This window comes from Rhodobacteraceae bacterium S2214, assembly GCA_025141675.1.
In the GTDB taxonomy this organism is placed as follows: Bacteria; Pseudomonadota; Alphaproteobacteria; order Rhodobacterales; family Rhodobacteraceae; genus Yoonia.
This window is the reverse complement of record CP081161.1, coordinates 3,421,474-3,445,110: the sequence shown is the minus strand read 5'-3', so window position 1 is coordinate 3,445,110 and position 23,637 is coordinate 3,421,474. Positions and strand designations below refer to the sequence as shown.

Sequence of the window (23,637 nt, the reverse complement as noted above, 5' to 3'; positions counted from 1 at the left end):
CCTCACGCGAATTGAACAAGGGGTTTATCATAGCCACCGAAGGCAAAGAATGCAGCGTTCACAATGCGGTCGCCGTGTCCACGTGCAGGTTCAACTGCATGCGGCTGCGAGGCATCAAACAGCACCATCTCCGGCGCATTCGGGCGTATCGTTAAACTTGGCTTGCCCAGAATATCGCGATCAAGGCCATAATCGGCGCGCTTTGCCGCCTCATACTCTTCATCACTGAACTGGCGGTTCCAAAATTCGATGGACCCACCCTCACTGGGCATATCCATGTACACGTTGCACCCAAGTCGTTTCTGCAGGCCCAGATGTGACAAAAGCGGCGTCACGGTCTGGTCGATGTGTGGATGTGCGCCACCACCCGTGCGCCAATGGCGCACGATCTCTGGCAGGAACGTTTGATCATCCCGGTGCGCAATCTTCAGGCCAGGTGCCCATGCATCGAGGACCATTTTACCAACGCGGCTCATCGGCGAACCGAAGGGGAAAACGCTGTTTTGAAGAAGGCGATTTGTGTCTGCTGCCTGCGCAAAGTAACTACGTTCCTTCTCCTCACTTTCATGCGCTTCACCCACGGATGTCCCGATAACGGAAAAGTCGCTGGCCCAAAGATAGGTGGTGTTCTGGGTGTGGTAGCGAATGTTGCGCAACGCGATATCGCGCTCCGTTTCCATCATGAAGTTCTCAATGCGGATCGCGCTGATCTTGTTCGTAATCAAGTCAGTCAGGGATTGCGAGGTGATCGCGGTTGCGAAACCATTTTTTACAGTAGTACTTTCCATCAGATTTCTCCTCAAATTGCGATGGGTTTCTGGATAGTTGAAAGGGCCTCATCAGGGGGGCAGATGAGATTTTCGATGATGTGGAACCAATTGGCGTTGCCGCTGGCCGAAATGCCCGGACGCGCGATGTCGAGCATGTCGGCTGCGAAGTCCCGAAGGCTGCACGGACGCTGGGAATAGGGATCATAAATCTCTGCAGCGAGGCCATGTTTGGCGGCCAGGCGGCAGTTTTGTTCCAGCCAATGACGTGTCGAGGCGTCAAAGAATGGAGCGAGGTTGCGTGGTTTGACGCGTGCGACAAATTCCAGGCCCTGCATGAAAGTTGCCAGCGCCACGTTGGATGTCGCGTCTTCTGCGATGTCAGCTGCACGCATCTCGACGGTATTCAGCCCCGCGCGACCCGGGCGGATATCCAGCCAAAGGTCACTTTCACCCTTGGCTGCATCCACCGCAACTTGCTGATCGATAAAGGCATCATATTGGGCGCGACTTGTTGCCGGTGGCGGGCATTGTGACCCCAAACCGAACAGAATATTGCGCCGATAGGAGGCACACCCGGTATCTTGTCCCTCCCACATTGGCGACGACGCATTTGCCGCAATCAAGATAGGGGTGACGGGCCAATATTGTGCCATGCGGTGAATAGGTGTGTCACTGTCGTCAAACGTGCCGATATGAATGTGAAGCCCGGACACCAGAAGCTGTTTGACAGCTTGACCCAGTCGCGCTTCAATTTCGCTGTAACGGGCGTCTTCACGTGCCGGCTGGTCCAACCAGCGTCCATACGGATGTGTGCTGCCGGTAAACAGCGTCAGACCGTATTCTGCCAAAACCAAACTAGCGGTTTGGCGTGAGGTTGTGATATCCGCGTACAACATGTCAGCTATAATGGCTGGCTCGGTCAACAGCTCGATCTGACAGGCCTTATATTCGCGCGAAAACTTGTCGCCCAGATTTTCAGCCAGATGCTTGAACTGCGGTTCCGTCAGGCTGACCAGATCACCGGTCAGTTTAGACACGACGAAATGCTCCTCCTCGATCCCCATCGTTGCGAGATCTGGCAGGTCATATTCTTTAGACATGGTTTAGGCCCTCCGTTTTCAGGCGTGTGATCGCGCGCGACATCCCCGGCAGAAGTTTCGCCCGGCCCTCCGGCGTCGCAATCAGGTCGTTGCAGATTTCAATGGTCACGGTTCTTGCGCCCATCGCGTGATAGTGACGTGCGATGAACGCTCCGGGGTGCGTACCCGGGTAGGGCTCATCCATGCGCACTGCATGGCTTGCAGCAAATTCGGCCTGCAGTTGGGTCAGCAAGAAGTCGGCCGAGCTATCCAGCTGATGATCGCAGACCCCAACATCGACCTCGCGCCGCTGCCCGCGCCACATGCGGTTAAAGCTGTGCAGATCGACCAGAAAAACGCCCGATGCGGAGGCCGCAGTGTTTTTCAGATGCTCTGCAATGCGCGCGTGGAAGCCTGTATATGCACCCCGAAGGGATTCTTGTTTCACCAGGTCCCGGACGGATTGATAACCGTCTGGCCGATCGGCATCGAAGGCCTGATCAGGGGACCGATTAAGATCAATCCCAAGACGTCCTACGGTGCCAGTGAACAGGGTCGCGCCCACGTCGGCCGCGAGATCAGCGGCCAGTTCGGCGGTGCCGATATCCACCGCAAAGTGGGTGCCATTCAGGGCGGCATATTCTGCCTGCAGGTCAGGATCGCCGAGCGCCTGAGATGCATGCGGCGCGATAATGATTGTCGATATTGCGTCTTTTGGTTTGAACGTCTTGCAGTTGTCGCACCCACCCACGCATGTGGATTGTTGGGTCACGTCTGCATGTGTGCCATTCTTGCACATAGGTCACTCTCCCGTTGGGGCAGACGGCGAGTGACGGTCACAAGTATTTGCAATGTGCTCCCGTTTTGAATAGGAGAACCCCAGCTAAACTTATGACTCAGCTTGCCATCTGGCTTTTTGATGATTTCAGGTTTGGTCGGCCACTTGTCGCCTAGCGGAGCGGGTGGCCTTTTTAATTTGGAATATCTGGGTCGGCAGGCCTCCACTCACTGCTCATGTCCCTCTTACCTCCAGGGGGACTTCTCTTATTGTACAAGCTATCGCGGGTCTGGAGTCCCGACAAATACTGATAGCGCTATAATAATTGGCGGCGCACCCTGTGCGAGGTGGGAAAAACAGCATCGCGGACTCATCAATGATGAGTTTTCGCATTTGCTGCATCACCGCCTCCTTGTGATGAGACGACAATTCCTCCTCTGCGGTGGCAATGATTCACCCATTTTTAATTTTTGTGTGCTGGGACAGCATCTCAGAGACTTTATCCACATTGCGGTCGTTTAATTCGGCCAATTGACGCAATAATCTCTCCACTGAAGACGAAATAGAAGTTGTTTTCCTCTTTTTGCAGCAAACGAAGAGGAAAACGTTGCGCACTCACTCTGGTGTCGGTAATGGAAGAGCATTTAACGTCTATGAGTAGAGAACACGTTGCCGAGAAACCGCGAAAATATCATTCGTCTAACATGCGAGTTCCTCGACAAGCTGCCGGAAGCAACCCGGCAGGCGGAGAATGTAGATGACCAGCTGACGAACAACACCAAGATCTGCGCGGCACTTCAGGCCGCACTTGGTGAGGAAGACAAGGGCGGCTTAACGGCCAACGTTGTCAAAAACATCAGATCAAAGAAGGTTGTTAGCCCTAAACCTGAAAAGAGTATCTGGGTAACACTTGAGAACGCCATCTGTGCGTTCAAGACCGATGGCTACCCCGAGCTTGCCGCCCTGCAATCGGAGATTATGGCGTTTGCAGCGCTTAAGGACGACTCTTTCAATGACACAATCACCACTCTGTTTCACACCAACAACGCGAAGATCCATTTTGCTCCCGAGTTGATCGGAGAATACATCGTCTACAGACAGATTTCGGAGACTACTGCGGTTGTTAAGAGTCTGCTGTCCATCACGGCACAACCATCGAACTCAGCAATGCGGTTCCACTTCGGCCGTCTTGACCACCCTTATACCTACAGGTTTGCCCGTGGTCGAGTATTGGAGCTGGAAAAGTGCTTCACGCTTGTGGGTGCCTTATATGACCCCGACGGCAAACGTCTGGATGGTTTGATGATGTCATCAATTGCAAAAATGGATGAACACAAGATCAACGAAAACGAACTGCATTTTGCTTCTGGTCTGCACACTATGTCCGGCGATTACACCGAGCCCTGCAGCAGTAAGCTCGTCATCATCCGTTCGGATCATGAAAAAGAGCTGCAGCAAATAGACGTGGATCTAGAAACGGGTGCCATTCGAAAGAAGGCGGAAGTTGCTATCAAGCGTGAAGAGAAAGCGTCTATGACTTTCGACGACGCCGTGCTGGAGTTGAAGTTTCGGACGCAGTTAGATTTTGCGTTCCTGCGGCATGCTCTCTCAAACGAGATTTCCGAGCCTACGGATACATTGCACTACGCAAGACAGATTTACTGATCACTTCAGCACCGATGGTGAGATAGTAGATCGTTAATGGAGATGGCAGGGCCCTAGTGGTTGCAAATCTGTTGAACGAATATGCGCTTTCAACGGCCACGGCGGAATGTTCGCAAACGAAGCACACGAAAGCCTCCCGCCCGTAGTGCTATTCGCCGCTCTCGCACGCCGTGCAAACCAGACCTTGGTGCCTGGAAATCGAACGGAGGCTTCGTCTGGGACTGAATCGTTGGAGCCGCGTGTGCCGAAAAAACGGTCTGAATTTCGTTGCTAAGCGAGGCATTGAGCGGCCGCTCTGGTGGTTTTTGCTGTAACGCGACGGCGAGCGTGCCGCACCCGCAAAGCGATGCTGCGTCAGCAATAGCCGCAGGTGCACAAGTCCGGTTTGTCCCGCACACTTCCCATTCGCGGACCTAAAGATTTCGCATTTGCAGCGAATGGCCGGTTCGACAGACCGCGCCGCAGTAAATCGACACGAGAGTGAACGGCAGCAATGGGCCGCTAGCTCGCTAGGCTTCCTTCAGATAAAAAAATCATGCCATTCAAAAGTCCTAAGTCACTATCGGAGGACATTCGTTGCACAAACGAGGAACTGCCGATGAACGAACGAGCGTCGTTTTCGGACGCTGCGACTACCCATCCTTGAGCAGTATCTGCGGCGTCGTTATTGGGGCAGACGCGAAATCTAAATATCATGCCTAACCTTTGACTGAACTTACTCAACAAGCCGTAAAGACCCAACGAAACAAGAGACTGCTTTCAGAATACGCAACAGCAAAACTCAAAGCGTCTGAATGGCGGGTTTGGGCCGCCCTTGCGGATTGCCGTGCGCCTGTGGTTTGAACATGCTGCAATGGGTCTAATCCCGGGAGTGCCCCCTAAGTTTCTATATGAAACTGCGCCAAGGTGATCTGGATCGCCTGTTGACCCTGTGTCATGCTTCAAGCCCAACCATCACGGAACGGAGCGTATTTTGCAGGAAATGACCCAGAAGCTTTGGGATAAGCAAAACCAACATCCCGACGACAGATTTCGGCTCTTTCGCGCTGTCGGAAAGGTGGTTGCGCCGAAAGCCGTGCTCTATGCCGGTAGCTACGTAGATGTCGCACCGTCCTTTATCTTTCCAAATGTCACTTATGTTGACATGGATCGACGTGCCAAACGCTTTTTTGAAGACGAAACTGGCGTTAAAGAAATTGTAGCAGCAAAGGATACTGCTGCGCCCAATGTGCAGTTTTCATTCATTCATACCGACTACGCAAAGCTCTCTTTACCTTGTCCGTCGTCAGAGTTTTTGGAACCAATGGCGGCCTAATCTAAGAGAGAGTTTGGCTCATCTGGTTTGTTTGATTATGCGGCACGCTGGCGGTGATGCAAGCGCCGCGTTTCGAGCGTCTTTCGTTTGATCCTTTCCCTTTGTTTTAGAATGGCTTTGTCGCGGCCGAAGTAGACATCGGCGGGTGTGACGTTGTTGATGCTCTCGTGGTCCCTCTGGCAGATGTTCTGGCATAGGGTCAGTGTGCTTGGCACCGCTGTCGTCTGGATTGATGAGGCTCAGGATCTCTTTTGTGCTGATCGGAAGCTTATCTTGCGCGCGCTTAAGTCGCTTATGCAGGGAGACAATGCTATTGCTGTCGTTTTGTCTGGCACTGAAGAATTGGCGGAGGTCATCCGTTCTGACGCGCAGGTGAAGCGTCGTTTTAGGTCAATGGTACTGCCTGAGTTGGTCGAGTCCATCGATGGCGACATGTATCGCACCGTCATGGCAGATTATTGCGGTCGGGTTGGATTGGAGCCGCCAGTTGAGGCGGACTTGATTGGTCGCGTCTTCCATGGCGCACGATACCGCTTTGGGCGTGCTGTCGAGCTGTTGTTGTTGGCTATGGAATTCGCGATTGAGCAGGATGATGAGTATCTGACCATCGATCACTTCGCATCCGCATATGCGATGAATGAGGCCTGTCCGGCGTCGGAAAATGTCTTCTATGCAGACAACTATCATGTCTTGAATCCCGATGCAGGTGATGACACGCCAATGCCGCGATCGCGCCGGAAACGGAAAGGATGAACGCTATGGCAGCTTTATTCCCAGATCTTCCGTTTCAGCCTGACGAAACGCCCATGTCATGGGCAGCACGACTAGCGGCCTTCCATACGGGAGGCCGCGTTCTGCCGTTTCTAAATACCATGAGTATCTCAGCTGCAGATCTTGCAGCGGGTAAACCTGAAGCTGTCGAGCGATTGTGCCAGATCACCGGCCAGGACCCGGAACCTGTTTTGGCAAACACGATTACAGCTATGGGCGAACGCCGATACAGCCTTCGTGGAGCCGAGTTTTCTGCCGAGTTCACCACTGGTGTTGTGACGCGGTATTGCCCGCTTTGCCTTGTCGAAGATCGCGGTGGGTAGGCTTGGCCAAACGCAGCAATGAAGCATCGTTTACTCTGGCGACTGTCACCCGTGCGGACCTGCCGAAAGCATAATATCTCGTTGAGAAATGCACGCTTAGGCAAGTGGACTGACATGCTCCATGAGGTTCAAGCAATGCACGGCACTTTGGCAGCAGATTGCAGTTCGGCACAGACGTTTCCTTCGCGGGTTCCATCATCGCTGCAAGAGTACGTCGAAGGACGTCTTGAGGGGCAGGCGGGACCTGCGTGGCTAGACGGGCAGGATATTGACCAAGGCTGCCGCGCTGCGCACATGCTTGGTGGCCTGATGGCATATGGTTCAGCTCGAAAGGCGGCTGAAATGACGGGAGATATGTGGGACGAAGCGGGTCGCGCCGCTTGGCCCGTGGTTTGTGATGGTGAAGGCGCAATCCGTGAGCTCATCACTACACAGCTTTTGAGCGCGATCAAAAAGAACGGCCACCCAAGTCCGAGGAACGCGTTTGGTATGCTCTATGCCTGGCTGTTCGCTAGTAGATTGTCAAAAGATCCTGGTCCCATTCGCGACATCGTGCGCGACGTCATCATCGACAATGTGCCATTGGTGCCGGGCCAGATGCTTTTGGGCGAGCAGATCACGAAACCTCGTTTTGCCAGTATTGCCTCTATTGCGAAGGCTGAGCACCTTCATTCAAAGACGCTGACGAAAATTCTGGAGCTGGCTGGTGTTATTGATGAAACGGAGCCGTTGAAAGGCGCGCCGAATGTTGTTGCGGATTACGCTAAGGCGAAACCTCTCATTGAACGCGCGAAGCACGCAACGCCAGTCACCCAGGTCCCAGACATGTTGTCCGCATCTCGGCCATTGGTTGCTTCTTTGATTGAATTGGGCCAGCTGCGCAGAATACAGGATCACGATGAGCTCAAAAGTAAGGTTGGGAAAGCGATCGACGGGCGATCAATCGCTGAAGTTCAAAAATTTATTCAGACGCAATTAGAAGTCGTTGAAAATGCACCCTTTGGATATGTGCATTTGGCAAAAGCTGCCGAGAAAACCAAAGTGACGTTACTGGCAATTCTGGAGCTTTTATTCGGTCTACATCTAGGGAGGGTTTATCGGCTGAAGGGGCAACATGGATTTGACGCGGTGTTGGTTTCGCCAGACGCGATCATGAAGTGTATTGAAGATCCGCCTGAAGATGCCTCTGATGCGGTGCGGTTTTGGATGGGCTGATTGCTATCAAGCTGATCGGTCCACATCTAGCTTTCAAAATGCTGCCTTCGGGTGGCATTTTTTTTAAACTTTCGATGGCCATTTGATGTCGGTAAGTGGCCACTTTGGCCGCCAAGCGCATGTCAAAGTTCAATGAAATAAGGGGATAATTCTCACTGGATGGCCAAGTTATGGTGTGTCCGACAGGACATGCCCATGAATATTGCAATTTGGCCCTAGCGGGTGCCAATCTGTACTCATAAATTTGCCATCGGCTAAATTCGTTCTGAGAACCGAATTTAGCCGATGTGCCAATTCTACTTCAATGATCAGGGGCGGCAAACTGAGTCTCGTTGCGATCGTAAATCAGCTGATCAAAATAACAATAAGATGGCTTCTAACCAAATTACCTTACAATAGAATCAATCCAATCGTGAAAGCATGCGACTGCAGACCGGATTTTGCGGTCTGGGGAGGCGACCAGATAGAAGTTCTGGCTGGTGGGGACGGCTTCTTCGAAGGGAAAAACTAAATCGCCTCGATTGACGTAGTTCTTTGTGAACAAAGTATCGACAATTGCGATGCCGCGCCCTGCTGTGACACTTTCGAGCGCAAGCAGCGAGGATTCAACTGACAGCCAAGTCGAAGGCACCACACTTTTCATCCCCAATTCGCCAAACATACGCGGCCAGTCGTTTTCGGAACCGACAATACTAACAATGTCTGCGGCCTTAAGTTGGGCCGGATCCCTTTGTAGCGCATCGGCAACCTGAGGGCTGCAGATTAGAGACGCCTGACCGCGTCTGAGCTGCCAAATATCCCGTTCTGGCCAATCGCCATTGCCATAGCGAATATCCACATCAATCGTTGCGTCGTTCAGCCTGTCCGACCATACGGTGGTCGAGACCACGACGTTAATCTCGGGGTGCAGGGCACGGAATTCGTGCAATCTGGGGGCCAGTACAATCACACCGAACGAGATCGACGCACGGACATGCAGCGTCGTTTGTTTCTTGGTTTGGAACAGCCCATCTGTCGCGGTCTGCAGGTCGACGAATGATTGACGTACAGGCTGGGCGTAGGCCTGCCCGATGTCGGTCAACTCGACGCCTTTTGGCAGCCTTTTGAACAACTTCATCTCGAGCGTTTCTTCGAGCAGCTTGATATGCTGACTGACTGCTGCGGGCGTGAGATTTAACTCATCCGCAGCGGCGGCAAAAGATCCATGGCGCGCCGCAGCTTCAAAGGTGCTCAGCCAAGTCACATGCGGAAGACGTCTCATGGCGATATCCCAATCGTTCTTCTGCCACAGTTGCCTGCATTTGTATTGCCAATCAACCCTGCATGCACAATCAAATTTAGGCCTAAGCCGCAAGTTTGTTTGTTTGCGCAGGCGTCTCTGGTCCGCTTTTTTGGCGGCTCTTAGAAAGGCGGGCGTAGACCTTGGATACCTGTGAATTTGATTACGTCATTGTGGGCGCGGGATCTGCCGGTTGCGTGTTGGCGAACCGGCTGTCCGAGGACGGTAAGTTCACGGTTGCACTGCTCGAAAGCGGGGGGAGCGATGCGCGGTTCTGGGTTAAGGTTCCGTTGGGCTATGCCATTAACGTCGCAAACCCGAAATTGAATTGGGGATATCGCACCGAGGCGGACGAAGGACTGAACGCCCGTTCGATCAGTTGGCCCAGAGGGCGGGTCATCGGCGGGTCGAGTTCGATAAACGCGATGACCTACATAAGAGGTCTGCCGCAGGATTTCGATGATTGGTCGCAGGCGGGCGCCACGGGCTGGCACTGGGATAACGTGCGTGCAGTCTTTGACCGCATGGAAACCCACAGCGAACTTACACCGACGGGCCGCAGCACCCGTGGTACGGGGCCGGTCTGGGTGTCGGACCTATCAGACCGAATGATGCCTTTTTCGGATACCTTTTTGAACGCAGGCCGTGATGTCGGTTACAAAGTGGTCGACGACCTGAACGTGGAGGGGGCCGAGGGCATAGGCTATTATCGCAGCACTGTGCGCGGCGGTTTTCGGTGGTCTGCGGCGGATGCGTTTTTGCGATCTGCGAAACGGCGCCAGAATTTGGCGATCATCCGCGATGCCGATGTCACCCGCCTGACGGTTGCGAGCGGCAAGGTCACTGGGGCTGCATTTGTGCGCGCGGGAAAGACCAGCCAGATCACGGCCCGCAAGGAGGTTATTCTGTGTGCTGGTGCGATCAATTCACCCAAGCTATTGCAACTGTCCGGTCTTGGTCCGGTCGCACTGCTGAAATCACACGGTATTCCGGTGGTGCGCGACCTGCCAGAAGTCGGGCGAGGGTTGCAGGACCATTTGGCTGTTTCCTATCAATTCGCTGCAACTGAACCGACGCTCAACACGCAGTTGGGCGGGATGCTGGGCAAGCTGATGATGGGAGCGAAATATCTGCTGACGCGATCAGGCCCACTGTCCGTACCGGTCAATCAGGTTGGCGGGTTTGTCCGTTCTTCCCCTGACAATCGCTTCCCGGACATGCAGATGTATTTCAATCCAGCCTCCTATGCGATGACGTCCTCGGGCAAAGCGGTGCTGGATCGTACCCCCGGGTTTCAAATCTCTGCACAACCCTGTCGCCCGACGAGCAGAGGCCGCATCGAGATCGTGTCGCCCGATCCATATGTTGCCCCCGGCATCCAGCCCAATTCCCTTTCGACTGACGCGGACAAACACGCGGCCATTCAAGCAGGTAAGGTCTTGCAGCAGTTTGCAGCGGCCGACAGCCTGAAGGCCGTCACATTGCGGGCCAAGGCCCCCGATCTGATGGCGCTGGACGACGACGGCTTGCTCGCTGATTTCAAACAACGTGCGTCGACCGTCTATCACCCCACCTGCACTTGCCGGATGGGGCGCGATGATCAGACGTCGGTTCTGGATGCCCGTTTGCGGGTGCATGGGGTAGGGGGTGTACGTGTCGTGGATGCCTCGGCTTTCCCAAATATTACGTCTGGAAATACCAACGCACCAACAATGATGCTGGCCATGCGTGCAGCCGATCTGATCCTGGAGGATGCCTCGTGAAGCTTGCGAACCTTGTAACCTTTGTGGTTGGCAACCCACCGCCGCGCCATGGTGGTCGGTATTTTATCTTTGTCCGCATTACGACTGCATGCGGTATCACAGGCGTTGGTGAAATCTACAACGCCACGTTTGGACCAGATATTTGCTGCGCCATGGCCCGCGATATGTTCGACCGTCATTTTGACGGCGCAGACCCCCACCACATCGAGGCGTTGTTTCGCAAATCCTACGGTGCGGGGTTCACCCAACGGCCAGATGTCAGCGTGATGGGCGTGTTCAGCGGCTTGGAAATGGCATGTTGGGATATCGTTGGAAAAGCCGCAGACAAACCGGTTTATGAGCTGCTTGGCGGGCGCGTGAATGATCGTTTGCGCAGCTATTCCTACATCTACCCCGCCAGCGGCGATGTGTATCCAGACCCTGACACGCCTAATGCCTATAATGATCCCGCCATCGCCGCCGAAGTGGCGCATGGGATGGTGGAACAAGGTTTTACCGCCCTGAAATTTGACCCTGCTGGACCGTTTTCGATTTATGATGGTCGTCAACCCGGACTGGATGATATCGCGCTTAGCGCAGCGTTCTGCCGTGAAATTCGTGCAGCTGTTGGGACGCGCGCGGACCTGTTGTTCGGCACCCATGGTCAATTCACCGTGTCGGGTGCGAAACGCATGGCACGCGCGATTGAGCCGTTTGATCCGCTATGGTTCGAGGAACCTATTCCGCCAGAAAACCCCGCAGATATGGCTCAGGTCGCGGCCTATACATCCATCCCTGTCGCGGCAGGCGAACGATTGTGCACCAAGCACGAATTTGCCCGTATGCTCGAGGTAAGCGCTGCATCGATCCTGCAAATTAATCTGGGACGCGTCGGCGGCCTTTTGGAGGCCAAGAAGATCGCGTCGATGGCGGAAACGCGTTCGGCCCAGATAGCGCCGCACCTTTATTGTGGACCCATTGTCGCGGCGGCCAACATTCAAATCGCCACCTGCACCCCGAATTTTCTGATCCTTGAAAGCATTGGAACTTTTGATGGGCCCTATATGTCTGCCGTGACAGGCGGGATCACATGGGACAACGGCTATATTATTCCGCCAACCACCCCCGGTTTGGGGTTGGAACTTGACGATGCTGCCATCGCAACAATGCCATTCGAGGGGACAGAGCTTCACCTTGAAATGGCGCAAACACCTATCACACCATGAGACAGGAAACCTTATGCTGACACTTGATAAATTCTACATTGATGGCGCTTGGGTTGATCCGGCGTCTGATGCCACAATGCCGATCATGAACCCCGCCACCGCTGCGCAAATCGGCACGGTGAGCATGGGCAACAGCACCGATATTGACCGCGCCGTGGCCGCCGCCAAACGCGCGTTTGAGACGTTTTCAATGACGTCCAAAGAAGAGCGGCTCGCGCTTCTGCACAGGCTGCGTGTTGAAACCGAGGCCCGACTAGGCGACCTCGCCACCGCGATGACTGCTGAAATGGGCGCACCTGCGACGATGTCGCTTGAGGTGCAGGCCGATTCCGGACTTGGCCACCTTGATGATTTCATCAAGGCGCTTGAGGCGATGGAAGACGAAGAGATCTTGCCAAACGGCGACATCATCACCCGTGAACCGATCGGCGTTTGCGGCTTGATCACACCTTGGAACTGGCCGATCAACCAGATCGCGCTTAAGGTCATACCAGCGCTTGCGACGGGCGCGACCTGTGTACTGAAACCGTCAGAGCACACACCGATTTCCGCGCAAATCTACGCCGAAATTGTCGAAGCCGCCGGATACCCCGCCGGTGTGTTCAACCTTGTGCAGGGGGATGGCCCAACTGTCGGTTCCGCCATGTCACAGCACCCTGATATCGACATGATGTCCTTCACCGGATCAACCCGCGCGGGCACTGCCGTTTCGCGCGACGCCGCCAGCGATATCAAACGTGTCACGCTTGAGCTTGGCGGTAAATCACCCAACCTTGTGTTCGCCGATGCTGACCTGCCCAAACGTGTTACCGAAAGCGTCGAAGGCTGCTTTTACAACACGGGCCAGTCTTGCAATGCGCCCACTCGCCTTCTTGTAGAGCGCAGCTGTTACGACGAGGTTCTGAGTCTCGCAAAAACGGCAGGGGAGGCACAAAAGGTCGGCGATCCTGCTCAGCCCGGCGATCATATCGGCCCATTGTTTGACAAGATCCAATACGATCGCGTGCAGGCCATGATCCAAGTTGGGATCGATGAGGGGGCCAAGCTGCTTGTCGGCGGTCTGGGCAAGCCTGAAGGTCTTGAAGACGGCTGGTACGTGAAGCCTACGATCTTTTATGATGTTGACCACAATATGCGCATCTCGCGCGAAGAAATCTTTGGTCCTGTCCTTGTGATCACCCCTTTCGACAGCGAAAAAGACGCAATCGCAATGGCCAACGACACCGATTACGGTCTGGCCGCCTATGTGCAATCCGGCGATGAGGCGCGCGTATCACGCGTCGTGCGTCGTCTGCGTGCGGGGACGATCCAGATCAACGGGCGCGGGCCGGATTATGGCTCTCCGTTCGGGGGCTATAAACAGTCTGGCAACGGGCGCGAAGGCGGCGTGTTTGGCCTTGAGGATTACCTCGAAGTGAAGGTACGTCCACCCTTCGCGCTATAAGGCCAAGCCCCTGACAAACAAAAACGGCGCGGAGATATCCGCGCCGTTTTCTATTGGTGATAACGGAACTTACAGCGCTTTGGACGCGATCCGATAGGTGCTGCGCATTGCAGCGCGGTCTGTATAACAGCCCCGCAAATGGCGGCTTCCGCTTTCGGCAACATAGCCTTCGCGGCCATGCACGATGCGGTGATTGTCAAAGACAATGCAATTGCCCGCCTCGGACCGGAATTTCATCACGAAACGGTCGTCTTGCATCATGCGGATGAACTTGATGAAGGCGGGATAGTAAACATCCAACAGCTCCTGCGGCAGGTCCATGTTGTCTTGCAAGTGCTGGGAAATCGTCACCCCTGTCACGTCGCCGTTCTGATCCGTTTCAATGACCTTTTGATGGGATTGGTAATCAATCTTGTCATGGCGATAGAAGAACGGAATTTTGTGGGTCGCAAGCAGGTCATATGCCTCCGGGTCTTCTTCTTTCAGGGCCAACGCAACGGCGATGCCATCAAGGAAAAGGGATGCCCCGCCGTCCACCGTATTCTCGATGCAGTGTAGGAACTGAACGCCAGGGGCGGCTTCCTCTCCGGGGAGGTCGGTGTGCATTTCCAACGGACCGGCGGTGAACGCCAGATTGGTTGGATTGATTTCAACGCGCACGTTAAAGAATAAGCCTTCGCCGGACGGCGTCACAGGGCCGATAGCCTCGACCAGATTAGGCAGGCTTTTCTCGCTCGATTCCATGTCCGTGACGATGGCGATCCCGTCTTCGATAAGAGCACGCGTCAGGGCTACGCGGCCTGCCGCAGTACCGATGACCTCTGCCTGCGCGACACGTTTGATCTTAGGCAGGTGGTCATTGTACCAAACGCGTCGCGGTAAAGCAGCCACGTCGGAAGGACGGCCTGTAGTGGCAATGTCTTCCAAAAGATGCAGGGGCACTTCGCTTGGGGTGTCTTCTGTTTCCCAATCGATCACCAATGCGTCCTCGCGAAAGGCCAGTGCTTTTGCCTTTGGCGCACTTGCGAGCTGCGACACATCAAAAACCCTTTCACGGGTTTGCGGGTCAATGCTCGACGTGCTCGCGTCGCGCAGCCAGTAATAATTGAAGTATTTGGGACCGTTAGAAAGCGGGATCACCACTCCGGTTTCTTGAAGATCAAACTGTGTCTGAGTCATAATCTCTATCTCGTTTTTGAGGTCGTTAGTTACTTGGCGTAGATGTTGTTTTCTGCATCCAAACGTCGTCGGATTTCGCGCAGATGCGCTTCGGCCTGACCGGGGTAATCATCAAGTTCACGGGCCGTTTTCTCCGCAATTTCATCGGACAGAACTCGCAGTTTTTGGCCTGTCTGTAGTGCACGAATAAAGGTCTCGGCAGCGCGTTCGAAATAATAGAGGCGGTTGAACGTGTCTGCGACCGACGCCCCAACCACGAGAACACCATGATTGCCCATCACCATGACTTTCTTGGCCGGATCAGATAGCATCTGCGCACAACGAATGCCTTCGTCCTCGAACGCAAGACCGCCAAAGGCATCATCGACAACATAACGATTGTAGAAGGTCGCCGTATTTTGATCGATCGGCAGGAGAGTGCTGTCGTCCAGACAGGCCAAAACAGTCGCCCAGATCGAATGCGTGTGCATGACACATCGCGCATGCGGGCACTGTCGGTGGATCGACGCATGTAGCCCCCACGCCGTGGGATCAGGGGCATTGGGGCCCGTCAACACGTCAGGGTCATTGGCATCGAGCATCAGCAAGTCGGACGCGCGGATGTTCGAGAAATGCACCTGATTGGGATTGATCAAGAACTGCGTGCCGTCCTCATTCACCGCGAGACTGAAATGATTGGCGACCCCTTCGTGCATATCCAGACGGGCGGCCCATTGAAAGGTCGCTGCAAGGTCGGTCCGTTCGGCCCAGTGTTCCATGTTTGCGCCCCCCATGGTCAGCGCGCCAACACAGGTTTCGACAGGCCAGTAGGGATGACCTCGTAACCGGCCTCCTCGGGTTCGTCATCGACCAGTTCTGTCGGGAAACCGGGTGCTGTGATCTTCAGACCGGTGGCATCTTCGAGGCGGCGAATGATATTCGGCGACAGTTCCCGTTCGCCGTATTTTGCAATCCCGTCATCAAAAATCTCAACCAACAGGGGGCTGATTTCCAGCGGCACATTTGCGGCCTCAGCCAGAGATTGAAACAGGCCGATGTCCTTTTTCACAAGGTCCATCGTAAAGGACACGTCGCGCGATCCATTCAGGATCAACTGGCTTTCGGTTTCATGCACAAAGGATGTCCCAGAGCTGATTTTCATCGCCTCATAGGTCGTGTTCATATCGATGCCTGCAGCCTTCATCGTCACAAGTGCTTCGCAGCACGTCAGCAAATTTGCGGTAGCAAGGTAGTTGGTCATCACCTTCAGCGTCGATGCCGACCCGATCTCACCGGTATGCAGCACACGGCGCCCCAGTGTGGTCAGCGTTGGTAACATCCGCTCAAACGTCGCGCGATCACAGCCTGCAAAGATCGAGATATTGCCAGTATCAGCGCGATGGCACCCGCCTGAGACAGGGCATTCGATGGCAGAGCCGCCTTTCTCCGTCACCAGCGCGGCAAGGCGTTTCACCTCTGACACTTCTGTGGTGGACATTTCCATCCAGATTTTTGTGTCATCAACATGTGGCAACATCGCTTCGACCACCGCCGCGCAGGCCTGTGGGGATGGCAAACAAGTGATGACAGCATCGCACGATTGCATCAGCTCTGCGGGGCTTTCTGCCGCTTTTGCGCCTTTGGCGACAAATCCGGCCACCAGTTCGGGGTTGAGATCACAAACCGTCAGATCAAACCCATTGCGCAGTAAACTGCCCGCAAGTTTGCTACCAACATTCCCAAGCCCTACAAATCCCATCCTCATATCGTTTCAATCCCTGAGCCGCTGCTTCATAAGCCTCCAGTTTTCGGTGACGGGTGGGTGAATATAAAGCAACGGATTCAATGGCTTTGGGCCCGTTTTACTTAAGCGTATCTACCGCCCAAAAGGACAACCCAATTTTGCGCTGTTATGCGCGCACTTTTCCAAAATGTACTAAGCGCCTAAAACCAAAAAATCCATCGAAGATTCCCGACGGCGATGCTGCGTGCTGGCGCGCTGAGAACGTCGACAATAGGGTAATGTTTTTTCTGTGACGCCGCTGTTTTCGTTTTACGACTGGGCGTTGATCGGCAATGCATAGACGTATGATTGGACACATCTTTACTTTGAAGCAGCTTGAAGCGCTCGTTTGGGTCGCCGACCTTGGCAGTTTTCGCAAAGCGGCTGCGCACCTGAATACGACCCAGCCGAACATTTCAGCGCGCATCGCTGGGCTAGAGACGACGCTAGGTACGATTTTGATGCAGCGGGATGCGGGGTCCGTGCGGCTGACCGAAAAAGGTGAAGAAATCGTGCAAGCCGCCCGCCGCGTGCTGCGCCAATCCGAAGATTTGATTACCATCGCCGAACGTCCTGATTTGATGCAAGATCGCCTAAGGCTCGGCGTGACCGAACTGATTGCAGGGACGTGGTTGCATCCCTATCTGCGCAAACTCAAGGAAACATACCCCGGGATATCGGTTGAATTGACCGTTGATTTGTCGCGCAATCTGGATCGGGCGCTTAGCAGCCATACGCTTGATTTAACTATTCAAACGGCTCCGTTTGCATCGCCTGTGCCTGGCGCCATCGCGCTTGGTGATTATCCCTACGGCTGGGTGGCCGACCCCACGATTGCCGCCGCATTGCCCGGCAAGGTAACAGTCGCCAACCTGACTGCGTTCAATGTATTGACCCACGCGCGGCATACACAGTCATTTGTCGAACTGACAGAACATGCTGACACAACGGGCATCGCGAAGGCGCGGTTTGTGCCGTCCAGCAGTTTGTCGTCCTGCCTGCAAATGGCGGTCGAAGGGATGGGGGTCGCACTTGTCCCACTTGCCATGGCCGAGCGCGACATTGCGGCCGGTCGGTTGGTCGTGATCAATGCTGACTGGATGGCAAAGCCGCTACAGGTCGCAGCACGGTTTCATGCCGACAAGGTCGCAGGTTACGTCGCCCAAGCCGCCCAAATCGCGTTGCAGATTGCGGAGACGTATCGCACCTAAGATCACAAATTTTGATCATAGATATTCATAGAAATAATTGGAACATATCTTGCGTGCGCCGCTAGGATGACGACATCACAGCAAAAAGGCGAACAGCATGTCATCTGTCAGATTGGGCGTAGATATCGGCGGGACGTTCACGGATGTTGTGCTGGAAGCCAACGGCGAAAGCTATTCCACGAAGGTTCTGACGACCTATGCTGCGCCTGAAAATGCGATTATCGACGGGATGCATCAGGTCTGCAGCAAGGCGGGCGTGACGCCCGCGGACGTGACTCAAATCATTCATGGGACGACGCTCGCTACCAATGCTTTGATCGAACGGCGCGGGGCAAAAACTGCGCTGATCACGACCGAAGGCTTTCGCGATGTGATCGAGATGCGGACGGAAAGCCGGTTTGAACAATTCGACTTGAACCTCGTGCTGCCGGACCCCCTTTTGCCGCGTCAGATGCGGTACACGGTGCCTGGACGGATTGATGCAACAGGGGCCGAGCTAAAGCCGTTGACGCGCGCCGATATCGAACCCGTTGTCGATGCGATTGCGCTGGCGGGGTATGAAAGCGTCGCCATCGGGTTGATCCATTCTTACCTGAACGACAGCCATGAAAAGCTGGTGCGCGACGTGCTGGCCGAGCGGTTGCCGGACGTCATGATATCGCTGTCGTCCGAGGTGTCGCCGCAAATGCGCGAATACGAGCGGTTCAACACAGTTGTTGCAAACGCCTACATCAAACCGTTGATGAAGTCCTATTTGGGGCGTTTGAAAGGGCGTTTGGCGGATGAAGGTGTCGGCTGCAATATCTTCCTGATGCATTCAGGCGGCGGGATCATATCGTTAGAAAACGCTGCCGATTTTCCTGTCCGATTGGTTGAATCAGGACCGGCAGGCGGGGCTGTTTTCGCGGCACACATCGCGGCGCGATACGGTTTGGACAAGGTGCTATCCTTCGATATGGGCGGGACGACGGCCAAGATTTGCCTGATCAAAAATCAAACGCCAAAGACATCCCGCGTGTTCGAAGTCGCACGGACCTATCGGTTCAAAAAAGGATCAGGGATGCCGATTTCGATCCCCGTGATCGATATGGTGGAAATCGGGGCAGGGGGCGGGTCGCTCGCGCATGTGGACGCGATGCGGCAGATCCGCGTCGGCCCAGAAAGCGCAGGATCCGAACCGGGGCCAGCATGCTATGGTCGCGGTGGGGCCAGACCGGCGGTGACAGATGCGGATTTGGTCTTGGGTAAGCTGGATCCAGATAACTTTGCAGGCGGATCTATTCAGTTGCACAGCGATGCGTCGGCTGCAGCCCTTGTTACGGAAATTGGCGAAACGTTGGACATGGACGCGGCGCAAGCGGCCTTCGGCGTGGCCGAGGTCGTCGATGAAAACATGGCAAACGCGGCAAGGGTCCACGCGGTTGAAAACGGCGAAGACCTGTCAGACTACACGATGATCGCTTTTGGCGGGGCGGCCCCGTTGCACGCGGGGCGGCTGTGCGAAAAGCTTGGCGTTGATCGGTTGCTGGTGCCGCCGGGGGCTGGTGTGGGATCGGCGATCGGGTTCCTGCGCGCACCGTTTTCGTTCGAGGCGAACAGGTCTGTCTACATGCGGTTGACGGACTTCGACCCCGCGAAAATCACAACGCTGCTGAATGATCTGAAAACCGAAGCCACAGGTTTCGTCCGAAACTGCGATGCGCAAAGCCCGATCATTTCGGAATTCAAAGTCTACATGCGCTATTCCGGCCAGGGTTGGGAAATCCCGATCAGCTTGACGGAAGATCAGGCGATGAACCCTGACGTCGCCACATTCGAGGCGCGCTTTATTGCGGATTACACCAAGTTATTCGGACGGGCCGTCGCTGGTATGGATATCGAAATCACGGTCTGGTCCGTGAATGCAACGACACCACCTGAACCCGTCGGACGTGTCGACGAAGCAAAAGCGACGACACCCGCAAAGGTCGCGGGTCAACGGCAGATGTTTGATCCCGCGGTCGCCGACTTCGTCGTCGCCGACATGTTTTCGCGGGGCGATATGACGACAGGACAGCAGTCCGCAGGCCCTGCCGTGGTTGTCGAAGCCGAAACCACGATCATCGTGCCGTCATCGCGTGTTGCAACCCGCCAACCCGACGGCTGCATCGACCTACGCGTGAAAGGATAGACCATGAGCACCCCATCCAACGTCGCCTATCAAGTCATGTGGAACCGTTTAATTTCGGTCGTGGAAGAACAGGCACAAGCACTTGTCCGTACGGCATTTTCCACATCCGTGCGCGAAGCGGGTGATTTGTCTGCGGGCGTGTATGACCTGCAAGGCCAGATGCTGGCGCAAGCGGTGACGGGCACGCCCGGACACGTGAATGCAATGGCTGATGCCGTTGCGCATTTCATCCGCCGGATTGGTCGCGACAACATTCATGACGGTGACGTCTATATCACAAACGATCCGTGGGAAGGCACTGGCCACTTGCACGACATCACGATGGTGACGCCGTCCTTTCATCGTGGCGATTTGGTCGGCTTTTTCGCGTGTACCGCACATATCGTTGACATCGGCGGGCGTGGTTTTGGGGCCGATGCCGCCAGCGTCTACGAAGAAGGTTTGTATATCCCGATCATGAAGTTTGCTGATCGCGGTGTGGTGGATGAAACGCTTGTTCGCATCGTGCGCGGGAACGTCCGCGAGCCGGACCAGCTGATCGGAGACATGTATGCGCTGGCCACGTGCAACGAAATTGGGCATCGCCGATTGATCGACATGATGGATGAATTTGACCTTGCCGATCTGACAGGGATCGCAACCTTCATTCTGGACAATTCGCGCCGTGCAACAATTGAGCGGATCGCCGCATTGCCCCAGACGTCGGCAACAGGCGAATTGACCGTGGACGGCTTTGCCGCACCCATCACGTTGAAGGTAAAACTGACGATTTCGAAAGATCGTATTTTGTCGGATTTCGAAGGGACGTCGGGACTTGATAAAAAGGGCATCAATTGTCCGCTTGTCTACGCTAAGGCCTATGCCTGTTACGCGCTGAAATGTGCCATCGCGCCGGAAATACCCAACAATGCTGCGTCCTTAGCCCCGTTTGAAATTGCCGCACCGGTCAATTCTATCGTGAATGCAGTGCATCCCGCGCCGGTCGCCTTGCGCCATATCGTCGGTCACTTTGTGCCTGATACGGTTTACGACGCGCTCGATAAAATTCTGCCGGGTGTGGTGCCAGCTGAAGGGGCTGGATGCTTGTGCAATTTCCAGGTCTCTTTGCGACCGCGTACGGACGCGCCTGCGCCGAATGATGCTGTGCGGCGTGAAGTTTTGACATTCAATTCAGGTGGTTCTGGTGCGCGTCCTGCCTTTGACGGGCTTAACGCGACGGCCTTTCCATCTGGTGTGATGACCATGCCAATTGAGGCGACTGAACATGCGGGACCGGTGATCATTTGGCGCAAAGAATTGCGGCCTGATTCCGGTGGTGCCGGACAGCAACGTGGTGGTCTTGGGCAGATGATGGAAGTTGGAGCCCGCGAGGGACACGAATTTGACATCCAAGCTATGTTTGATCGTGTCGATCATCCCGCGCGTGGACGCAGAGGTGGCGCATCAGGTGGGCCGACCACGATCGCGCAGGATGACGGCACGCCGATGCGCGGGAAGGGGAAACAATTCGTCCCACACGGGCGTAAAGTGATGATGGCGTTTCCGGGTGGTGCTGGCTACGGTCAAGCCAAGGACCGATCCGTTGATGCGGTCAAAAAGGACTTGGCACGCGGGTATATTTCTGCGGCATCGGCGGCAGATGACTATGGACTAAGCGCGGCAGATATCGCGTCCGTTCAGGCGGCCGTCCAACGAGGAGAGGACTTGTAATGGCGCAACTACCGCAGCACAAAAACTATGACGTTGTCATCATTGGCGGCGCTATGATGGGATCATCGACGGCGTGGTTTTTAAGCAATATGTCGGGGTTTCAAGGCAAAGTCTTGGTCGTCGAGATGGATCGCACCTATGCAAATTCGTCAACGGCCCATACGAACAGTTGCATGCGGCAGCAGTTCTCGAATGAATTAAACGTCAAAATATCTCAGTTTGCGGCTGATTTTGTTAAAAATATGCGCAGTTACATGGGGGATGATCCCCGTGTGCCGGAACTGACGATCCAGAACTACGGGTACATGTATCTGTCGGACAATGATGAATTGACCGCGACCTTACGCGAGAACCAAAAAGTCCAGATCGCCGCAGGTGCCGAGACTGAACTGCTGGGAACTGATGAAATTCAGGCGAGGTACCCTTTCTATCAGTTGGACGATATTCAACTTGGGTCTATCAACCTGAAAGACGAAGGGTATTGGGACGGTGGTTCCGTATTTGATTGGTGGCGGCGCGGTGCAGCCGATAACGGGGTTGAATACATCAGCAACCGTGTCGTTGGCATGGACGTGTCTGGTGGCCGCGTTCAGTCCGTGACGCTCGAAACAGGTGAGGTGATTGGCTGCGGACAGGTGCTAAACACCTCTGGACCACGCGCTGCATTGACGGCGAAAATGGCGGGAATTTCACTTCCTGTAGAGCCTCGCAAGCGTTTCACATGGATATTTAGCGCTGAAAAGCCATTGGATCGTGATCTTCCTTTGACGATTGATCCGTCCGGCGTGCACATGCGACAGGACGGACCGACAACCTACTTGGCCGGTGGGCCGCCCGACGATGAAGACGACATCGCTGTTGATCCGGATGATTTCACAATGGATCACGGGCGTTGGGAAAACCACGTGTGGCCGATTATTGCGACACGGATACCGCAATTTGAAGCGATCAAAGTCGTGACAGAATGGGCAGGCCACTATGCCTATAACACCCTCGACCAGAATGCCGTCCTTGGTCCGCATCCAGAGATTACGAATTTTGTGTTCTTGAACGGATTTTCGGGGCACGGTTTGCAGCAATCCCCTGCGATGGGACGTGCCATCGCTGAATGGCTCGCTTACGGGGAATACCGTAGCCTCGATATGGCACCGTTTGGGTTTGAACGGGTACTTGAAGGCCGTAAATTTGTTGAAAAGGCAGTGATTTGATGCGCTATCCCACCAACCCATTCACCCACGCCATCGCCGCGAAGCAAAAACAAGTCGGCATTTGGGTAAGCCTGTCTAGCGCATTTGCAGCCGAGGTTGTGGCGCCAGCCGGGTTTGATTGGGCGTTGCTGGATATGGAACATACGCCAAGCGACTATTTCACGGTTACAGGCCAGATGCAGGCGTTTGCTGCCACGCAAACCACCGCAATCGTTCGGCCTGAATGGAATGATCCCGTCGTCGTGAAGCGCCTGCTTGATATGGGTGCGCGGGGACTTCTGTTTCCGATGGTTCAGTCCGTTGAAGAGGCTGAAAAAGCAGTCGCATCAACACGCTATCCGCCGCACGGCACCCGTGGCATTTCAGGATCAACGCGCGCAACAGGGTTCGGCCGGATCACGGATTATACCGATCGGATCAATGACGAATTGACCGTTATCATTCAGCTTGAAACCGCCCATGCGATTAGTTTGGCCGAAGACATTGCCGCCGTGGATGGCGTTGATGGCATCTTCTTTGGCCCCGGTGATATTGCCGCTGATATTGGAAAACTTGGCAAACCGCTTGACCCAGCCGTTTGGGATTTGGTGATGCCCGCTGCCCGTAAACTGATGGACAAAGGCGTCCCTGTCGGAACGCTTGTTATGGACCCGGATTTCGCGGCAAATCTGCTGAAAGACGGCTTTACATTCGTTGCGTGTGGTCAGGATACGTCGTTGCTAGCAAAAGCGACAGATGCGGCGCTTGCAGCGGTAAAAGCGCAAATAAACACATAGAAAGGCCCAGAATG

19 protein-coding genes and 2 pseudogenes are annotated in these 23,637 nt (G+C 54.8%); 13 read left to right on the top strand and 8 right to left on the bottom strand.

The annotated features are described in order from the left end of the window. Positions 1 to 2 precede the first annotated feature (2 nt). From K3729_17040 to K3729_17030, 3 genes are read right to left on the bottom strand one after another with little or no spacing between them, the layout of a single operon-like run. A complete protein-coding gene (locus tag K3729_17040) occupies positions 3 to 803 on the bottom strand; it encodes a 2OG-Fe(II) oxygenase (GenBank protein UWQ99087.1) in 801 nt (266 codons plus the stop codon). Next, positions 800 to 1,870: a hypothetical protein gene (locus K3729_17035; protein UWQ99086.1), complete on the bottom strand. Its 1,071-nt coding sequence runs from the start codon at positions 1,868 to 1,870 to the stop codon at positions 800 to 802. The genes K3729_17040 and K3729_17035 overlap by 4 nt, the downstream gene beginning before the upstream one ends. Continuing rightward, a complete protein-coding gene (locus K3729_17030; GenBank protein ID UWQ99085.1) occupies positions 1,863 to 2,648 on the bottom strand; it encodes an N-formylglutamate amidohydrolase in 786 nt (261 codons plus the stop codon). The genes K3729_17035 and K3729_17030 overlap by 8 nt, the downstream gene beginning before the upstream one ends. Before the next feature lie 648 nt (positions 2,649 to 3,296). Between K3729_17030 and K3729_17025 the strand changes: the two genes are divergently transcribed. Both K3729_17025 and K3729_17020 read left to right on the top strand, forming a co-directional pair. Next, entirely contained in the window at positions 3,297 to 4,292 is a 996-nt protein-coding gene (locus tag K3729_17025; GenBank protein ID UWQ99084.1) for a hypothetical protein, read from the top strand. 982 nt (positions 4,293 to 5,274) lie between these two features. Beyond that, a complete protein-coding gene (locus K3729_17020; GenBank protein ID UWQ99083.1) occupies positions 5,275 to 5,607 on the top strand; it encodes a hypothetical protein in 333 nt (110 codons plus the stop codon). Positions 5,608 to 5,642: 35 nt separating this feature from the next. Here the strand turns inward: K3729_17020 and K3729_17015 are convergent. After that, positions 5,643 to 5,786 (bottom strand): annotated as a pseudogene (locus K3729_17015) (IS3 family transposase). On the opposite strand from K3729_17015, the pseudogene K3729_17010 reads away from it, so the two are divergent. The 3 genes and pseudogenes from K3729_17010 to K3729_17000 all read left to right on the top strand — a co-directional run bounded on the left by K3729_17010 (position 5,773) and on the right by K3729_17000 (position 7,916). Then, positions 5,773 to 6,360 (top strand): annotated as a pseudogene (locus K3729_17010) (TniB family NTP-binding protein). The pseudogenes K3729_17015 and K3729_17010 overlap by 14 nt on opposite strands. A 5-nt stretch (positions 6,361 to 6,365) precedes the next feature. Further along, a complete protein-coding gene (locus K3729_17005; GenBank protein UWQ99082.1) occupies positions 6,366 to 6,701 on the top strand; it encodes a TniQ family protein in 336 nt (111 codons plus the stop codon). A 114-nt stretch (positions 6,702 to 6,815) separates the two neighbouring features. Next, positions 6,816 to 7,916, top strand: a complete 1,101-nt coding sequence (locus K3729_17000) for a hypothetical protein (protein UWQ99081.1) — start codon at positions 6,816 to 6,818, stop codon at positions 7,914 to 7,916. A 385-nt stretch (positions 7,917 to 8,301) separates the two neighbouring features. Here K3729_17000 and K3729_16995 read toward each other — a convergent pair whose 3' ends face one another. Then, entirely contained in the window at positions 8,302 to 9,177 is an 876-nt protein-coding gene (locus tag K3729_16995) for a LysR family transcriptional regulator (protein ID UWQ99080.1), read from the bottom strand. A gap of 161 nt (positions 9,178 to 9,338) precedes the next feature. Between K3729_16995 and K3729_16990 the strand changes: the two genes are divergently transcribed. From K3729_16990 to K3729_16980, 3 genes are read left to right on the top strand one after another with little or no spacing between them, the layout of a single operon-like run. Continuing rightward, on the top strand, positions 9,339 to 10,958 hold the full coding sequence (locus tag K3729_16990) for a GMC family oxidoreductase N-terminal domain-containing protein (protein UWQ99079.1): 1,620 nt from the start codon (positions 9,339 to 9,341) through the stop codon (positions 10,956 to 10,958). Further along, positions 10,955 to 12,163, top strand: coding sequence for a mandelate racemase/muconate lactonizing enzyme family protein (locus K3729_16985; GenBank protein UWQ99078.1), 1,209 nt, complete (start codon positions 10,955 to 10,957; stop codon positions 12,161 to 12,163). The genes K3729_16990 and K3729_16985 overlap by 4 nt, the downstream gene beginning before the upstream one ends. A 13-nt stretch (positions 12,164 to 12,176) precedes the next feature. Continuing rightward, positions 12,177 to 13,607: an aldehyde dehydrogenase family protein gene (locus tag K3729_16980; GenBank protein UWQ99077.1), complete on the top strand. Its 1,431-nt coding sequence runs from the start codon at positions 12,177 to 12,179 to the stop codon at positions 13,605 to 13,607. A gap of 69 nt (positions 13,608 to 13,676) precedes the next feature. Here K3729_16980 and K3729_16975 read toward each other — a convergent pair whose 3' ends face one another. Genes K3729_16975 through K3729_16965 form a run of 3 tightly spaced genes read right to left on the bottom strand, consistent with a single transcriptional unit; the run spans position 13,677 to position 16,530 of the window. Continuing rightward, positions 13,677 to 14,786, bottom strand: a complete 1,110-nt coding sequence (locus tag K3729_16975; GenBank protein ID UWQ99076.1) for a TauD/TfdA family dioxygenase — start codon at positions 14,784 to 14,786, stop codon at positions 13,677 to 13,679. Positions 14,787 to 14,815: 29 nt separating this feature from the next. Continuing rightward, positions 14,816 to 15,559, bottom strand: coding sequence for a class II aldolase and adducin N-terminal domain-containing protein (locus K3729_16970; protein UWQ99075.1), 744 nt, complete (start codon positions 15,557 to 15,559; stop codon positions 14,816 to 14,818). A 2-nt stretch (positions 15,560 to 15,561) separates the two neighbouring features. After that, a complete protein-coding gene (locus tag K3729_16965) occupies positions 15,562 to 16,530 on the bottom strand; it encodes an NAD(P)-dependent oxidoreductase (protein ID UWQ99074.1) in 969 nt (322 codons plus the stop codon). Positions 16,531 to 16,853: 323 nt separating this feature from the next. On the opposite strand from K3729_16965, the gene K3729_16960 reads away from it, so the two are divergent. From K3729_16960 to K3729_16940, 5 genes are all read left to right on the top strand, one after another. Then, positions 16,854 to 17,759, top strand: coding sequence for a LysR family transcriptional regulator (locus tag K3729_16960; protein UWQ99073.1), 906 nt, complete (start codon positions 16,854 to 16,856; stop codon positions 17,757 to 17,759). Positions 17,760 to 17,856: 97 nt separating this feature from the next. Further along, the gene (locus K3729_16955) at positions 17,857 to 19,929 is read left to right on the top strand and encodes a hydantoinase/oxoprolinase family protein (GenBank protein ID UWQ99072.1); all 2,073 of its coding nucleotides are present in this window, start codon (positions 17,857 to 17,859) and stop codon (positions 19,927 to 19,929) included. Positions 19,930 to 19,932: 3 nt separating this feature from the next. Beyond that, positions 19,933 to 21,639 (top strand): hydantoinase B/oxoprolinase family protein, encoded by a 1,707-nt coding sequence (locus K3729_16950; GenBank protein ID UWQ99071.1) that lies wholly within the window; start codon positions 19,933 to 19,935, stop codon positions 21,637 to 21,639. Further along, positions 21,639 to 22,847, top strand: coding sequence for an FAD-binding oxidoreductase (locus tag K3729_16945; GenBank protein ID UWQ99070.1), 1,209 nt, complete (start codon positions 21,639 to 21,641; stop codon positions 22,845 to 22,847). The genes K3729_16950 and K3729_16945 overlap by 1 nt, the downstream gene beginning before the upstream one ends. Beyond that, positions 22,847 to 23,623 carry a 4-hydroxy-2-oxo-heptane-1,7-dioate aldolase gene (locus K3729_16940; GenBank protein UWQ99069.1) on the top strand — a complete coding sequence of 259 codons (777 nt, stop codon included), beginning with the start codon at positions 22,847 to 22,849 and terminating at the stop codon, positions 23,621 to 23,623. The genes K3729_16945 and K3729_16940 overlap by 1 nt, the downstream gene beginning before the upstream one ends. The last annotated feature ends 14 nt before the right edge of the window (positions 23,624 to 23,637 follow it).

Excerpts from the sequence above, each read along its gene's own strand:
- K3729_16970 (UWQ99075.1), bottom strand. The coding sequence starts at position 15,559 with ATGGGGGGCGCAAACATGGAACACTGGGCCGAACGGACCGACCTTGCA.
- K3729_16945 (UWQ99070.1), top strand. The coding sequence starts at position 21,639 with ATGGCGCAACTACCGCAGCACAAAAACTATGACGTTGTCATCATTGGC.
- K3729_16960 (UWQ99073.1), top strand. The coding sequence starts at position 16,854 with ATGATTGGACACATCTTTACTTTGAAGCAGCTTGAAGCGCTCGTTTGG.
- K3729_16995 (UWQ99080.1), bottom strand. The coding sequence starts at position 9,177 with ATGAGACGTCTTCCGCATGTGACTTGGCTGAGCACCTTTGAAGCTGCG.
- K3729_16980 (UWQ99077.1), top strand. The coding sequence starts at position 12,177 with ATGCTGACACTTGATAAATTCTACATTGATGGCGCTTGGGTTGATCCG.
- K3729_17030 (UWQ99085.1), bottom strand. The coding sequence starts at position 2,648 with ATGTGCAAGAATGGCACACATGCAGACGTGACCCAACAATCCACATGC.
- K3729_16965 (UWQ99074.1), bottom strand. The coding sequence starts at position 16,530 with ATGAGGATGGGATTTGTAGGGCTTGGGAATGTTGGTAGCAAACTTGCG.
- K3729_16940 (UWQ99069.1), top strand. The coding sequence starts at position 22,847 with ATGCGCTATCCCACCAACCCATTCACCCACGCCATCGCCGCGAAGCAA.
- K3729_17000 (UWQ99081.1), top strand. The coding sequence starts at position 6,816 with ATGCTCCATGAGGTTCAAGCAATGCACGGCACTTTGGCAGCAGATTGC.
- K3729_16955 (UWQ99072.1), top strand. The coding sequence starts at position 17,857 with ATGTCATCTGTCAGATTGGGCGTAGATATCGGCGGGACGTTCACGGAT.
- K3729_16975 (UWQ99076.1), bottom strand. The coding sequence starts at position 14,786 with ATGACTCAGACACAGTTTGATCTTCAAGAAACCGGAGTGGTGATCCCG.
- K3729_17005 (UWQ99082.1), top strand. The coding sequence starts at position 6,366 with ATGGCAGCTTTATTCCCAGATCTTCCGTTTCAGCCTGACGAAACGCCC.
- K3729_17020 (UWQ99083.1), top strand. The coding sequence starts at position 5,275 with ATGACCCAGAAGCTTTGGGATAAGCAAAACCAACATCCCGACGACAGA.
- K3729_17035 (UWQ99086.1), bottom strand. The coding sequence starts at position 1,870 with ATGTCTAAAGAATATGACCTGCCAGATCTCGCAACGATGGGGATCGAG.
- K3729_16950 (UWQ99071.1), top strand. The coding sequence starts at position 19,933 with ATGAGCACCCCATCCAACGTCGCCTATCAAGTCATGTGGAACCGTTTA.